General features: G+C 65.7%; 12 protein-coding genes. 2 read left to right on the top strand and 10 right to left on the bottom strand.

Annotation, left to right across the window (positions count from 1 at the left end):
• Positions 1-537: 537 nt before the first annotated feature.
• The 9 genes from BLV04_RS11720 to BLV04_RS11680 all read right to left on the bottom strand — a co-directional run bounded on the left by BLV04_RS11720 (position 538) and on the right by BLV04_RS11680 (position 12,149).
• Positions 538-1,929 carry an FtsW/RodA/SpoVE family cell cycle protein gene (locus tag BLV04_RS11720; protein WP_093031870.1) on the bottom strand — a complete coding sequence of 464 codons (1,392 nt, stop codon included), beginning with the start codon at positions 1,927-1,929 and terminating at the stop codon, positions 538-540.
• Complete coding sequence (locus tag BLV04_RS11715) at positions 1,926-3,506, bottom strand: peptidoglycan D,D-transpeptidase FtsI family protein (protein ID WP_093031867.1); 1,581 nt, start codon at positions 3,504-3,506, stop codon at positions 1,926-1,928. The genes BLV04_RS11720 and BLV04_RS11715 overlap by 4 nt, the downstream gene beginning before the upstream one ends.
• Before the next feature lie 36 nt (positions 3,507-3,542).
• Positions 3,543-4,619: an o-succinylbenzoate synthase gene (gene menC / locus BLV04_RS11710; protein ID WP_245731858.1), complete on the bottom strand. Its 1,077-nt coding sequence runs from the start codon at positions 4,617-4,619 to the stop codon at positions 3,543-3,545.
• Positions 4,616-5,509, bottom strand: coding sequence for a 1,4-dihydroxy-2-naphthoate polyprenyltransferase (locus BLV04_RS11705; protein WP_245731857.1), 894 nt, complete (start codon positions 5,507-5,509; stop codon positions 4,616-4,618). Before BLV04_RS11705 ends, menC begins: the two co-directional genes overlap by 4 nt.
• A 1-nt stretch (position 5,510) precedes the next feature.
• Positions 5,511-6,326 (bottom strand): 1,4-dihydroxy-2-naphthoyl-CoA synthase, encoded by an 816-nt coding sequence (menB, locus tag BLV04_RS11700; protein ID WP_342721908.1) that lies wholly within the window; start codon positions 6,324-6,326, stop codon positions 5,511-5,513.
• A gap of 69 nt (positions 6,327-6,395) precedes the next feature.
• Positions 6,396-8,186 (bottom strand): 2-succinyl-5-enolpyruvyl-6-hydroxy-3-cyclohexene-1-carboxylic-acid synthase, encoded by a 1,791-nt coding sequence (menD, locus tag BLV04_RS11695; protein WP_093031858.1) that lies wholly within the window; start codon positions 8,184-8,186, stop codon positions 6,396-6,398.
• Positions 8,183-9,571: an isochorismate synthase gene (locus BLV04_RS11690; protein ID WP_093031855.1), complete on the bottom strand. Its 1,389-nt coding sequence runs from the start codon at positions 9,569-9,571 to the stop codon at positions 8,183-8,185. The genes menD and BLV04_RS11690 overlap by 4 nt, the downstream gene beginning before the upstream one ends.
• An 88-nt stretch (positions 9,572-9,659) precedes the next feature.
• Positions 9,660-10,592, bottom strand: coding sequence for an alpha/beta fold hydrolase (locus BLV04_RS11685; protein WP_093031852.1), 933 nt, complete (start codon positions 10,590-10,592; stop codon positions 9,660-9,662).
• 15 nt (positions 10,593-10,607) lie between these two features.
• Entirely contained in the window at positions 10,608-12,149 is a 1,542-nt protein-coding gene (locus BLV04_RS11680; protein ID WP_245731856.1) for a DUF2867 domain-containing protein, read from the bottom strand.
• Between the two features lie 207 nt (positions 12,150-12,356).
• Between BLV04_RS11680 and BLV04_RS11675 the strand changes: the two genes are divergently transcribed.
• The gene (locus BLV04_RS11675) at positions 12,357-13,211 is read left to right on the top strand and encodes an alpha/beta hydrolase family protein (RefSeq protein ID WP_093031849.1); all 855 of its coding nucleotides are present in this window, start codon (positions 12,357-12,359) and stop codon (positions 13,209-13,211) included.
• Between the two features lie 12 nt (positions 13,212-13,223).
• Here the strand turns inward: BLV04_RS11675 and BLV04_RS11670 are convergent, their stop codons facing one another.
• Complete coding sequence (locus BLV04_RS11670; RefSeq protein ID WP_093031846.1) at positions 13,224-13,667, bottom strand: hypothetical protein; 444 nt, start codon at positions 13,665-13,667, stop codon at positions 13,224-13,226.
• Between the two features lie 156 nt (positions 13,668-13,823).
• On the opposite strand from BLV04_RS11670, the gene BLV04_RS11665 reads away from it, so the two are divergent.
• Complete coding sequence (locus BLV04_RS11665; protein ID WP_093031843.1) at positions 13,824-14,153, top strand: hypothetical protein; 330 nt, start codon at positions 13,824-13,826, stop codon at positions 14,151-14,153.
• Positions 14,154-14,198 lie beyond the last annotated feature (45 nt).

The raw sequence follows: 14,198 nt of genomic DNA, 5'->3' as shown, positions 1-14,198 counted from the left end.
ACTCAGACGTGAAACGGTGTCTCGCCGATGATAGTGTGGGGCCTCCCCATGCGAACGTAGGTCACCGCCAGGGCCTTATGCCCAAAACCCCCGCCCCCAAGCGGGGGTTTTTTTATGCGCCGCGGAAGGAGGACACTGGCGATCGAAGCGAAGCCTTGTGTCAGCTGACTCTAAGGCGATTTCCGGGAAATGCCATACCCGTAGGTTGTGCTGACGATAGGAGGCACAACTTCCGCCGGCGGTTGGTTGTGCCTCGCGCGGCCCGGCACAACCTACAGCGCGCTCAACGTCGAGCGCTCCGATGCGCAGCTTGGCATAACGGTTTCCGGAATTCGCCTTAAACCGCGCCCGTTGCGGCATGCGTTGTTTGTTGGCTTGGCTTGACCGCGCCAGCTCCGACAACTGTCGGAGCTGGCGCGGTTTAATCTATTAAAAAATATTAAATTCTAAACCGCGTCACTACAAAGGTCGGAAAAATCCTTGAGCCCGAAACAACATAAAAATGACGCATCTCGCTCTGGACGCGGTTTAATAGAATCAACCCGCCGAAGCCCTTCGACTCCTCCGAACACCCTTCCCCGTAATCTCATTCGTCTGCTTAGCAATCCGATTCCTTGACGCTGTTGTGGGTTGCCCGTCGGAAATGGCGAGAAGTATGCCTACACCGATGAATCCCGTGATCAGACTGCTTCCGCCGTGACTGATGAAGGGCAAGGGTAGGCCGGTGAGAGGGACGAACTTCGTGATCCCGCCGATATTGAGAAAGGTCTGGGTTGCGAGGACGGTCAAGAGTCCGGTCCCGACGGATCGGCCATAGCTGTCGGCTGCTCGGGATGCAACAAGCAGGCTTCGGCCGAACAGGATCAGGAAGAAGAGGATTACGATTGCGCATCCCGCGAATCCCAATTCCTCTCCGATGACCGAATAGATGAAGTCCGATTGAGCGATGGGCGTATATTCCGGGCTGCCGCGTCCGAATCCTTCTCCCCAGAGTCCTCCGGAAAACATTCCGGACAATCCCTGCAGGATCTGCCAGCTCCCTCCCGTGGGATCACGAAAAGGCTCGAGCCAAGCCGTCACCCGGCGCTCTCCATGGGGCAGAACCTTCAAGACGGCCGCGGCCATTGCGACAGCGCCGATCCCGCCGAAGACCAGATAGCCCATGCGCCCGGTCCCGACGACGAGCATCGTCAGCAAGGCGATGCTCAGAATGATGACTAGCCCGAGGTCGTGTTGGATGACCAAAAGGCCCGCCAGAACCAGCCAGAAACCGGCGAGCGGCAGCAAGGCGCGCCATGGCGGCAGCGGCAAACCCTTTCCCCAAGCGCCGAGTGACTTTGCGTTGCGCGCGATAAATCCCGCCACGAACAGCACGATCGTCACCTTCAGGATCTCGCTCGGCGTGACCAAACCGGCGGCATAGACGCCGCCGCGAAAGCGCTGACCGAACAGCAGCAAGACCGCCAGGAGCCCGAGCGAGAGTCCGGCCCAGACCCAGATCCAGTGCGCCAACCCGAGGGCCTGATAACGACCGCGCATGAGGATGATGGCGGTTGCTCCCATCAGGATCAGCCCGATCGGAAAGAGAAGCAGGTTGAGCGAGATCGTTCCCTCGGTTTCGAAGGATCCCATCCGGTATTGGGCAAGCATCCCGAATCCCGATAGAAAGGCGACGGCGACCAGGATGAGTTGATCGCCCCTGAATCGAGCCGTTACCAGCATGAGATGCAGCGTCAGCAGCGAAAGGGTATAGAGCCCGAGCGGCAACAGATCGAGTCCGTCGACCATTCCGCCGCCGACGTACGTCGAGCCCCAGAGCATGACGAATCCGAGCGCGATACAGACGACGCACCAGGCCAGGAGTGCGCGTTCGGGCGCGCGTAGTTCCCAAGTATCCGCGACGTCGATCGGTCCGTTTGCCCGACTCATTGGATCAACCCCAGATCGACGGCGCGCAAGAGGAGATCGCGCGCGATCGGCGCCGCCGTCGCCGAGCCATAGCCGCCGTGCTCGACCAAGACCGCCACCGCGAGCTGAGGCCGCTCGGCGGGTGCAAAGCCGACAAACCAGCTGTGCGACGCGCCCTGCGGGTTCTCGGCGGTTCCGGTTTTTCCCGCGATCGCGAGTCGAGGGGTGTCGATCCCGCGGCCGGTCCCGCTGATCACGACCTGCCGCAGCATGGCCGATAGGCGTTCGGCGACCGATGTGCTCATGAAGTAGGCCAAAGGCGCAGCTTCATCCGTCTCGATCAACCGCGGTCTGACGGCGAGTCCCCGGTTGCCGATCGCGGAGGCGATCAGTGCCATATGGGCCGGTGTTACCAGCGCGGCGCCCTGACCGATGGACATCTGGGCAAGTCCATACTGGTCCGAGGCGTCGAGTCGCCTGATCTCGCCCGTGCGCATGGACCAGTCTCCGTAGGGCGTCTCGTGCAGGACGATCCTGCGATTGAGCTGCATCCGTTCGGTCATGGCGAAAAAGGCATCGTGCCCGTAGCGCACGCCGAGCTGCGCGAAAAAGACGTTCGAGGATCTCGCGAACGCCGTGGCGAGATCGAGGCGCCCGTGTCCAGCCCAAGTCGAGCCGCTCTTCCGGGCCGTATAGTAGTCATGGTCCCGGATCTTTCGGTAGCGTGGGGATGTCGTGAATCCGTCCGCGGGACACTCGAGTGTCCCGGAGAAACCCTGTTCCAGCGCCAAGGCGGCAAGCAGGATCTTGAAGGTCGAGCCCGGTGGATAGAGACCCTGGGTGGCACGGTTGAGCAAGGCCGCGCCCGGCCCCGAATCCTGGAAGAGCGCAGGTGTGATCCGGTTCGGATCGTAGGATGGCGCGCTCACGAGCGTGCGGATCGCCCCGTCCTCGGGCCGCATGAGGACGATTGCCCCCTGTTTCCCTTCGAGGAGGGCGAAGGCCATCCGCTGGAGCTCGGCATCGAGCGTGAGTGTCAGGTCTTGGCCGCGCGGGCGCTTATCTTGAGTGACGAGCTGGCGACCGAGCTTCCCCCAGTCGCCGAGTCCGTCCGGCGCGCCGCCGTTGAGTCGCACGTTGGCCACCGACTCCATCCCCGAAGCCCCGAACCAGGGATGGCTATAGCCGACGACATGTGCAAAGGCAGGTCCATCGGGGTAGAGCCGATAGACCTGTCCGAGGATCTCCTCGCTGTAGGCGAGCACCTCGCCGCGATGATCCAGGATCCGGCCGCGCTGGATCCGATGCGCCGGGTTCAGCTCGCGCCTGTCGTGCAGCTGCATGAAGGCGATGAACTCCGGTCGAGACGCACCGATCAACTGCCATGTCGCTTGATAGACCAGGATCCCGATGAACAAAAGGATCAAGAGGGCGATCGGTACCCGTACCGACCATTTGGGGCGCGGCAGATGGCGTAGCTCGGTGGCCCGGCGGGCGTCGAACATCGACCGGAGCAGATATGCCGCAGCGAAGAAGAAGCCGACATGCAGCGCCACGCGAATCAGCGACCAGAGCTCCGGATCCAGGTGTGTCGTCATGCGGGGACTTCGATCGAAACCTTCTCGGTCTTGGTCTTACTCCGGGTTCGGATCCGGATGCGGCGTGAATCCGGAGCCCGGTCGGTCGGAGAGCGACAGGTGTGCGCCGGTCAAGCACGGCGCGACCCCGAGATCCTCGGCCAGCCAATCCGCGGTGGCGAGTCCGTGCGGCAGCGCGCTGCCGGTGGAGGCGGCCAGCTGAGCGGTCGGCCAGAGCCCGGCGGCGCTCTCGACGACACCGGTCACCACGACCTCGATACCCGCCGTGGCGGCACGTCGAGATAGGTCGAGTGCGGAGCGAAGCCCGCCCACGACGGCCGGCTTGATGACGATGCGCTTTACACCCAGCCCACCGAGATCCGCATCGGCAGTCAGCCCTGCCAGGCTTTCGTCCCGCGCCAGCGGAAAGCCCGCTCGCTCCTGAAGCGCATGCAGCCGGGTCGGGTCCGGGATCCGCAGCGGCTCCTCCAACGATTCGATCGGCAGCCCCGCCAGCTGATCGAGAATGCGGCATGCCTCGTCATATCCCCAAGCCCCGTTGGCGTCGAGCCGCAGGCGCATATCGGCAGGCACGAACGGCGCGAGCGCGAGCATGCGGCCAATCTCCGAGGGCGGGTCTTCGACGCCCACCTTGAGCTTCACCACCCTGAAACCCGCCTCTGCGGCCTGATCAAGATCAGCCGCCGTCAGGGTCGCCAGTGCGCCGAGGATCCCGTTGACCGGGACAGTATCCGAAGCATCGTGTGCCAACAGCCTTCGCAAGGGAACGCCTTCCGCTTGGCTCAGGAGGTCGAGCAGTGCGCACTCGAGCGCGAAGCGCGCGGCCGGTGTTGGGGCGTATCCATTGTCCAGCATCCCCAGCATCTCGCCGACCGATCTGCCGGGCGCCCGGGCACAAGCATTCAACAAAGCCGACTCGGCGGATTCGGGAGCCTCCGTTCCCGCTGCGGGAATCGGTGCACAATCGCCGAAACCGATGGCACCATCTGTCGCGGCGCAGACGAGCCAGCCACGTCGTCGCTCGAATCCGCCCCGAGCACTGCGCCAGTCGCGACGCAGCGGCAGGTCATACGGGCGTATCCGGAATCGATCGATCCGCAGTCGATCCATCATGCGATGCGGCTCAGACCGAATCCGACGAGCAGCAGCACCGTCACGGCCGCCTGGAAGAGTCCCGTTTGTCCCAAGAGCGGATTGATCTGCCGACCTGTTGCGCCGCGAACGAGCTTGAGTGTCAGAAGGGTGCCGAGCGGGACGGCCGCGAGCAGAGGCCATGCGATGGTCGGGCCGAAGGTCAGGCCAAGAATCGCGATCGATCCCAGCAGCAACAGGCCATAGAGAACACGCGCCCTCGGTCGGCCCAGATGGTGGCACAGTGTGCGCCGTCCGGCGATGCGATCGGTCTCCAGATCCCGGTAATTGTTCAGCAGCAAGACGGCAGCGGCCGGCAGGCCCAAGGCGATACCGACCATGAGCGCCGGCCAGTCGAAGGCCAGGGTCTGGAGATAATAGGTCCCGCCCACGGCGGCGAGCCCGAAGAACAACAGCACATAGAGCTCCCCGAACGGGCCGTAGGCGATGGGACGCGGGCCGCCGGTGTAGGCATAGCCCGCGACCAGCGATGCGATCCCGATGGCGAGGATCGGCCAGCCGCCGCGCACCACCAAGGCCAGCCCTATCACGAAGGCGAGCCCGAACGCCAGGTGCGCCGCCCGCTTGACCTGCTCAAGGCTGAACCAGCCCTCCGCCGTCGCCCTCGGGGGGCCGAGACGATCGGCGGTGTCTGTCCCGCGCTCGTAGTCGGAGGCATCGTTGTGCAGGTTGGTGCCGATCTGGATTGCGACCGCCGCGATCAACGTGAGCAAGGCCGTGACGGCGGCAAGCTCTCCGGTCTGAAAGACGGCCAGCCCGATCCCCGCCACGACCGGGGCCACGGCCAGGACCAATGTCTTCGGGCGCGCCGCCGCGATCCAGAGCGCGAGATTCGACCCGGAGCCCGCCACGTCAGGGACGCCGCGGGAACTTGCCGAAATCGGGTTCGCGTTTCTCGAGGAAGGCATCGCGCCCTTCTTGTCCCTCGGCGGTCGTGTAGAAGAGCGCGGTGGCATTCCCGGCCAGCTCCTGGATACCGGCGAGTCCGTCCGTCTCCGCGTTGAAGGATGCCTTGAGCACACGCAGCGCGGTCGGGGACAGCCGGTTCATCTGCCGGCACCAATCGAGCGTGACGGACTCCAGCTCGCGCAGCGGGACCACCGTGTTGACGAGCCCCATCGCCAGCGCTTCCTGCGCATCGTATTGACGACACAGGAACCAGATCTCCTTGGCCTTCTTCAGACCGACGGTGCGGGCCATGAGTCCGGCCCCGAAACCGCCGTCGAAGCTGCCGACCCGCGGCCCGGTCTGGCCGAAGCGGGCGTTGTCCGCCGCGATCGTCAGGTCGCAGATCAGGTGCAGTACATGCCCGCCTCCGATCGCATAGCCCGCGACCATGGCCACGACCGGCTTTGGAAGAGTGCGGATCTGACGCTGCAGCTCGAGCACGTTCAGGTGCTCGACCCCGGCCTCGTCGCGGTACCCCTCGTCGCCCCGGATGCGTTGATCGCCGCCCGAGCAGAAGGCCAAATCACCCGCGCCGGTCAGGATGATGACGCCGACACGCGGATCCAGATGTGCGCGACGGAAGGCGTCGATGAGCTCGCGCACCGTCTGCGGCCGAAAGGCGTTGCGCACCTCGGGCCGGTTGATGGTGATCTTGGCGATCTGCTCCGCCTGTTGGTAGAGGATGTCCTGATAGAGGTCGCCGGGGGGCGTCTCCCACACGACGGGGCTCGGTACCTCGATTTCGGTTTGACCGGCCTGCTCACTGAACGCTGACGACACCTTGGAACCTCATTCACTCTCGATGATGGATTGCTCGCGAACGCCGTTCCAGAACGCGCGGTGCGTGCGCAGGCTCAGCTCCGCATCCAGACGGACCTCGATGAGCCCGGCCGGCTCGGCGCGCATGCCGGCGTCGATCGCCTCGGCCCAGGCTTGCGCGAAACCCGAGGCGTCGTCGACCGACCGATGCGCGAGCCCGAAGGCCCGCGCGAGGGCCTCCGGCTGCACGCGCTGCGGCGTTCGCCAAAGCGGCTCGAACCCCGGCAGTCCGCGTTGCGGCAGAGCGTCGAAGATACGGCCGCCGCCATTATTCAAGACAATGCACGGGCGGTCGAGCCTCTCCATCAGCAACAGGCCGCTGAGGTCGTGGATGAAGGACAGATCGCCCAGGAGTCCGGTGACGCCGCGTGTCGGCGCGATCCGTCCGGCGTTCAGTCCGGAGAGCGTCGAGCTTTGTCCGTCGATCCCGCTCGCACCGCGATGGCCGAAGACCCGCAGCGGCTTGTCCGACTGCCCCGACCAGGTGTCGAGCTGACGGATCGGCAGCGAGTTGGCGCAGAAGAGACCGTCCCCCGCGGGGAGGCGTTCCAGCAGATCGGCGATGAGATGGCCCTCGCACCAGGGCGATTGCTGCAGGAAGGCGCTGGCGAGCCGGTCGAGCGTCTGCTCCGCCGCGGCCCAGCGTTCGATCCAGGGTCCTTGTGCGTTGCGCTCGATGCGCGTCTGCAACAGCCGGCAAAAGGCGATTGGATCGGCGCTGATTCGGGCGATGACATCATGGTTAGGATCCGTCCAACGCTCGGCCGGATCGACGAGGATGGACGGGACGTCCTCGATCCAACCCGACAGCGTCTTGGAGACCGCTGTTCCGCCGAACCTGATCACCCAGTCCGGTCTCAGCGCCGCCGCGGCCTCGGGATTGCGCAGGAGGCTGTCGTAGCGCGTGATCCTCGCTGCCGTCGCCGTTCGAAAGCGAAGGCCGGACAGCGGGTCGGCTAAGACCGGGGCATCGAGCAGCTCGGCACAGGCGAAGATGGCCTCGGCTGCTGCGTCCGAGGGCATCATGGGGCCGCAGCAGATGATGCCGCGTCCGCGGAGGAGTGTCGTAAGCTCCTGCGGCCACTGCGGTGTATCGAAGCAGCACGCCTGATCCATCGCCGAGGACCGAAGCTCCGATCCGTCGTGCGGGCCGGCCTCCGCGCCTCCGAAGGCCCGAAACGGCTCGGCCGTGCAGGATGGCCCCGGCACGAGCGGCTCGCGAAACGGGAGATTCAGATGCACCGGACCGGGCCGCGGACCCCGGCTGACGAGCGCGGCGCGCAGCCCGAGCGCCCGTATCGCCTTGAGCGCGGCCGGGCCTTCTTCGGCGGGGCCCGGATCATGACACTCGCGGGTGAATCCGCCGAAGAGACGCGTCTGATCGATGGTCTGGTTCGCACCCCAGCCGCGCAGCTCGGGCGGGCGATCCGCCGAGAGCAGGATCAGCGGGACGCCGGATTCGGAGGATTCGATGACGGCCGGAAACCAATGGGCGAGGGCGCTGCCCGAGGTGCACAGGAGCGCAACCGGCCGAGCGGACGCCTGTGCCAATCCCAGTGCGAAGAAGGCGGCGCTGCGCTCGTCGAGGATGGGCGTCAGCTCGATCAGCGGTTGTCGCTGGGCGGCCAGGACGAGCGGCGTAGAGCGCGAGCCGGGCGAGAGTACCACCCGGCGCACACCGCCGCTCACCAGCCCGTCGAAGAGCGCCAGTGCCCAGCGTAGATTGCGACAACCCTGATCGGGCGTCTCGGCGTCGCTCATGCGAACTGCAGTGCCGTCGACATGGCTGCGAGCTTGTGCTCGGTCTCCTGCCACTCGGAGTCCGGGTCGGACCCCGCGACGATCCCCGCGCCGGCGTAGAGGTCCGCCGTGCTCTCGTGGATCTCGGCGCAGCGAAGCAGCACCCAAAGCTCCCCGGTGAGATCCGGCTCGATGATCCCGGCTGCCCCGGTATACCAACCGCGTCGGATCGTCTCGGAGCGGCGCAACCAGGCGCGCGCCAGCTCGCAGGGATGACCGTTGGTGGCCGGTGTTGGGTGCAGCAGCTCGGCGAGCTGAAAGACGTCCATACCCGGATCCAGCTCGGCGCGCACCAGGCTCCAGAGATGTTGCGCGTTGTTGAGCTGCATCACCCGAGGTCCGTCCGGCGGCTCGATGCGACGGCTGCAATGGCCGAGCGCATCTGTCACGGCGTCGACGACGACCATGTGCTCGTGCAGGTTCTTGCGCGAGGTCTGCAGGGCGCTCGTGAGCGCGGCATCACGGTCGGCACTTGCGGCGCGACAGACCGTCCCGGCGATTGCGTCCACCTCGATGCGGTCGCGTTGTTGGGTGAAGAGGCGCTCGGGTGTGGCCGCGACGAAGCTGGTCGCGTGTCGGCGGATCGTCACCACCTGACAGGACGGAAAGAGATAGGCCAACGCGGCGTTTAGCCGGGTCAGGTCGAAGCGCCGGCGACCCTGGAGCCTGAGTCGCCGACAGACGACGACCTTCTCCAGATGCGCCTGCTCGATCTGCTCGAGGGCCGACACGACGAGGTCCTGCCAACGTGCCGCATCCGGCTCGGTCGGCCCCTGATCGAGGCGCGCCGGTGTCAGCGGATCGAGCGCCGGCTGATTCAGCCGCGGGATGATCTGCTCCAAGCGCGCCTTCCAGCGCGCAAAGAGCTCATCTCGTGCGACCGGCAGCGCAGTCGAGAGGATGACCGCCGCCTGTCCGGCGCGCGAGGACAGCGCAAGCTCCGGAAGCCAGAGCAGCGCGTTGGGCAAGGTGTCGGGCTCGGCCGGTGCGTCGGGCACGGGCGAGGACGCGAAGCCGAGCATCGCGAATCCCGAGAAGCCGGTCTCGTCCGGGTCGAGATGCTCCCAGTGGGCCGACATCCGTTTGGCTGCCGTACGCAGGGTTTGAAGACGTCCCTCGCCCTGCGCGGTCCACTCGCCGGCGATCCCGTAGCCGGCGCGCACCTCGCCGCGATGATTGTGCGCGAACTGAAACTGCGGACCCGGGATCTCGGGCGCGATCGCCAGGGCTTGAGGCAGCTCCAGGACAAGGGAGACGAACCCCTCGGAGCGCGTGAGCGGCAGGTTGTCGATCGTCTCGGCGAGGCGCGCGAGGATCTGCTCGAGGGTCTTGAGCGGTGCAAGCATGAGTCAGTTTGAAGAACCGGCGGTCTGGTGTCTCTTCCCCGGATGCGGCGTCAAGCACCGCATCCGGGACAAGGCATCCTCGAAAAGCTCAGGCGGCCTGAGGGATCGACCAGAAGCGATCGATCGCAGCCGCCGTTTGTGCCGGCTGCTCCCACTGGAGCAGTCCGCGCGTCGGCGCGATGCGTTCGGCCCGCCAGTTCGAATGGTGGCTCAGGAAGTCCGGAAGCTCGTGAAAGTCGATGTTCGGATCGCGATCGTAGAGCACCAGCACGGGTTGCGCCACGTTCGCGTAGACGCCTTCGCGTGCGTTCGGGGTAAACAACTGACCGGACAGGAAGTAGAGCGGCGCGTACTTGGCACCCGGCTGATGCGAGGTCGCATAGGCGTACTCGATCATCTCGGGCGGGATGGCGCCGTGGAAGGCCTGCTTGTAGAAAAAACGAATGCTTGGCCGCGAGGTCAGCAGGGCGAAGAGCCCGTCGTTCACCACCGGCACGCTCAGCACCCTGTGGGCGCGCTCGGCGGCCTGACCGGTCGGCAGCCGGCGTGCGCTGAACCCGGTCGGGGAGATGAGCACCAAGGACTCGACCAACTCCGGCTTGATCAGCGCCGCCTGCGCGGCAAACTCGCAGCCGAGCGAGAAGGCCACCAGATCGCAGGGCTTGCCGACCACCTTCTCCAGAAAGTCGACGATGGCGTTGGCAAAAAGGCTCGGCGAGTACCGCCGGTTGCTGCGATCGGAATGGCCGAACCCCGGCAGATCGATCGCATAGACGGGCCTCTGCGAGCGATATTGCTGGAACAGCGGCTTCATCTCGAAGGCGCTGGGCGCTGCATTGATGCTGTGCACCAGGACCAGCGGACGGCCCGTGGCCGAGGTGTCCGCATAGTAATGAATGCGTCCGCCGTGCTCGGTCGCGAGATCGTGCCGCGGTGCGTCGAGCGCGGCCGGAAGGGCGACCTTGCCGGTCTTGGCGGCGGCTCGCGGATGCGAGAGTGCCGAATCCTTACCTGTGTCCATGTCGATAAAACCTCGTTATGTACTGCTTTCGATCGGGCGTGGTCTGCGTTGATCCCGCTCGGCGCGGCGACAGATCTCACGCGTGAGTCCTTTGAAGACGAAGCGGTGAATGGGTTCCAGTGAATACCAGTACAGCAGCCCCCAAACTCCGGCCGGGTGCCAGTAGGCCGTTGCCGTGAGGCGCGTGCCCCCGTCGGGCAGCGGGGCCAGGTCGAATTCCATCACGCCGGCACCGGGCGCGCGCATGCCGAAGGCCAGGCTGAGGCGTTTCTCGGGCTCGGCGCCGAGCACCTTCCAGTAATCGATGCGGTCGCCCGTGCGCACATCCTGCGGATGGCGTCGGCCGCGCACGCGACCGGGGCCGCCGATGGCCCAGTCCATCCACTCGCGAATGGACCAGAGCGTATCCAGGTAGTAATAGCGGTTGTCCCCGCCGATCGCGGACACCAGTCGCCAGACGGCGGCCGAATCCGCGCGGGTCTCGGACGTGCCCGAGGCGCGCTTGGCATAATAGGCGTAATCGATACGTTGATTGCGCACGGCAAAGGCACCCTCGGTCCAGCGCGTAATAGGCTCGCCGCTGCGCTCGAGCGCAAACGCGGCATCCACGGCCTCCCGAAACCCCAGAAGGTGTTGGGGGACCAGCCGGCGCGCCTCGGCATCGTCGGCGTAGAAGTCATGGCGCAGACCCTCGATCAGGGCACGCGCTACGTTGGTCGGCACCGATGTGATGAAGCGCAGCCAGTGCGCCGAGAGCCCCGGTGTCAGCACGGGGACCGGGATGATCCAGGGGCGGCGCTTGCCCGCCGCGTCGGCCAGGATGTACATCATCTGCGTGTAGGTCAGGGTCTCGGGGCCCGCGGTGTCCAGGCTCAGAGACGCGGCCTCCTCCACCCAGGGCAGCCGCACAAGATAGACCAGCAGATTCTCCAGCGCGATGGGCGGCGAGTTCGCACGCACCCAGCGCGGCGTGACCATGACCGGGAGATGATAAACCAGGTCGCGCATCACCTCGAACGCCGCCGAGCCCGGGCCGACGATGATCCCGGCGCGGATCTCGGTCACGGGGACTGAACCACGGCGCAGGACCTCTCCCGTGTCGCGTCGCGAGACGATGTGCTCGCTCACGGCATCCTCGGGGACGAGCCCCCCGAGATAGACGATGCGTCGCACGCCGGCCTTTGCAGCGGCATCGGCAAAGTTGCCGGCCGCTTCCAGGTCGAGACGCCCGAAATCGCGCCCAGCCGCCATGGAGTGCACCAGATAGTAGGCGACCTCGACGTCCTGAAGCGCCGCGGGCAGGGTCTCGGGCGCCAGTGCGTCAGCCGGCACGATCTCCACCGCGGGCCAGCCGCGCGCTTCGAGCGTCCCTCGGCTGCGCGAGCTTGCCCGCACCCGTCGCCTTTCGGCGAGCAGGCGCGGCACCAAATGACCGCCGATGTAACCGCTGGCGCCGAAGACCAGACACAGCCCTCCCGCTCCCTCGGACGCGGGCGTCGGATGATCTTCGGCAGGCGCTTGGTTCTCGCCTGCGCTCACGGCCGTCGTTTTTGCCATCGGGTCCCTGCTGCGGCGGTTGTCGCCTCGGCATCGGAGGTTTTTTCGTCGTCGGTCAGCCGCACTTCACGTGAAGGGGCAATCGCCGCCCGGAGTCGAATCGAACCCTCGAGTCCATGTCTCCGCCCCCATCCTCCCCCAGTCTTCGAGAGTGTGCGTTGATGCGGCGCAACAAATGTCAATTCAGTATGACGGGCTAAGTGTCAAGTGAAGTTTACAGCCATTTTGTGTGTTTGTCTGGTCCTGGCGGGCTGTTTCGGGCTGGTCGCACGGGAGGACGAGCACACGCCCCTATTGGACAAGGAAGTCGCCGAGGCGTTGCCCGGCGCGTCTCTTTCATCGCGCGGTGATGGTTCCGACCGGCACGTCGAGGCCGGTGTGGTTGACTCGGAGACGGGCTGCGCACTGCATTATCGCCTGTATCGACCGACAACAGCGCGGACCGAGGACCTGGTCGTCCTCGGGCATGGTTTCCTCCGCAGCCAGGAGCGCATGGCCGATCTGGCGCAAGCACTCGCCGAGGAGGGGATCCCGACCGTGACCCTGGATTTTTGCAATGCGCGGTTCTGGGACGGACGGCATGTCCGCAATGGACTGGATATGATTCGCGTGGCGGATGCGCTGGATGCAAAACGGATCGTCTATGCCGGATTCTCGGCCGGCGGGCTGGCGGCTTTAGTTGCGGGTCGCAACGACCCGCGCACGCTCGGCGTCGTCGCACTCGATCTGGTCGACGCAGGTCGGCTCGGCGAGGGGATGGCCGCCGGTCTGGATCGCCCGCTGATCGGACTGGTCGGGGATCCCTCGCCCTGCAACGCCGAGAACAATGGTCTCGCCGTCTTCTCCGCGACCGATCGTGCCGCCGTGGAGCGTGTCACGGGCGCCGAGCACTGCGACTTCGAGTCACCCACCGACTGGCTCTGTCGGCTGGTCTGCAAACGCGACGCACCCGACGAGTCATCGTCGCGTGGAGACATCATCGCGGCAGCCACCGAGGCGGTTGTTTCCTTGGTCGAGCCTCCGTCGAAGGAGAAGCAGGCGGATCAATGGGCCGGCGGATGACGTCTCGGTCGCTCAGCCTCCGAGACCTGCCGAAAGACCCGAATCGAAACGTCCGACCAGGATCAGACCCGCCAAGCCGCCGTAGAAACAAAGCGAGCCGAGCGGGATACTCGCGAGCGTCCAGAGCCAGGCGAGCGCCGCCACCGAGATGCAGATCGCGGTACCGTAGCCGATCGCGACAGGACGCGCGATCGGATGACCGAGCCGCCAATACACAAGTGCTGCGGCCGCCAATGCGATGATCCCCTTGATGCCGACCATCGCGTGTAGGAGTCGCACCAGATCCGGGTCCATCCCGCCCGCGGCCGAGAAGGGCGCGGTCACGACGGCTGTCGCCGCGGCGGTGGTGGCGATTGCGAGGACCAGCGCAGCCCTTCGACCAAGCGGACGGTCGCCGGTTGCCGCCGGGGTCCGGACGAGGGCGCGATCAAGAACGGATGTCAAAGACGCATACATGCCCATGGGATCGCCCCCGGCAGATGTGGAGAACGGGTCTACAATTATACGAAGCCTAAGTGTCGGCCTGCCGGAGTTCAACCCTATCCGATGCGATTGAAATCCCGACTTCGCAACGCCGCGCGAGCTTGGGATTTGCTCCGACGGAGGCCGCCGATGACCCGCTCTCAGCCCGACGAACAGGACTATTTAAGCCTCTTCCGAATCTACGGGGACGATCTCGGCTTGCTCTATCGCGAGCCCGACAGCGATCGCTATGCGCTACTGTTCGAGCAGGTCGTTCGGCTGTTGATCAAACCCTCGCCATTCAATCGATCGCTGCCCGAACCCTTCCGTGTCTCCGCGCGGCGCTATCACGACGGTGATCCGGCCACGGTGAAGCATCTCGGCCATCCCGCCAACCGCCACTTCATGCTGTGCGATCTGCACGATCTGATCAGTCTGCGGAGCCGCGTCGGCCGGAGTCGCCGAAAGGATCATCCATGACTGGCCTATCGGGGCGAACGGCCGTCTTGTGGCCCGGATCACGCA

The sequence above is a fragment of the Thiocapsa roseopersicina genome, from assembly GCF_900106925.1.
Taxonomy (GTDB): Bacteria; Pseudomonadota; Gammaproteobacteria; order Chromatiales; family Chromatiaceae; genus Thiocapsa; species Thiocapsa roseopersicina.
The sequence above is the reverse complement of the archived record's forward strand: the minus strand, read 5'-3'. Positions and strand labels throughout refer to the sequence as shown.

Excerpts from the sequence above, each read along its gene's own strand:
- BLV04_RS11720 (WP_093031870.1), bottom strand. The coding sequence starts at position 1,929 with ATGAGTCGGGCAAACGGACCGATCGACGTCGCGGATACTTGGGAACTA.
- BLV04_RS11715 (WP_093031867.1), bottom strand. The coding sequence starts at position 3,506 with ATGACGACACACCTGGATCCGGAGCTCTGGTCGCTGATTCGCGTGGCG.
- menC (WP_245731858.1), bottom strand. The coding sequence starts at position 4,619 with ATGATGGATCGACTGCGGATCGATCGATTCCGGATACGCCCGTATGAC.
- menD (WP_093031858.1), bottom strand. The coding sequence starts at position 8,186 with ATGAGCGACGCCGAGACGCCCGATCAGGGTTGTCGCAATCTACGCTGG.
- BLV04_RS11690 (WP_093031855.1), bottom strand. The coding sequence starts at position 9,571 with ATGCTTGCACCGCTCAAGACCCTCGAGCAGATCCTCGCGCGCCTCGCC.
- BLV04_RS11685 (WP_093031852.1), bottom strand. The coding sequence starts at position 10,592 with ATGGACACAGGTAAGGATTCGGCACTCTCGCATCCGCGAGCCGCCGCC.
- BLV04_RS11680 (WP_245731856.1), bottom strand. The coding sequence starts at position 12,149 with ATGGCAAAAACGACGGCCGTGAGCGCAGGCGAGAACCAAGCGCCTGCC.
- BLV04_RS11670 (WP_093031846.1), bottom strand. The coding sequence starts at position 13,667 with ATGTATGCGTCTTTGACATCCGTTCTTGATCGCGCCCTCGTCCGGACC.
- BLV04_RS11665 (WP_093031843.1), top strand. The coding sequence starts at position 13,824 with ATGACCCGCTCTCAGCCCGACGAACAGGACTATTTAAGCCTCTTCCGA.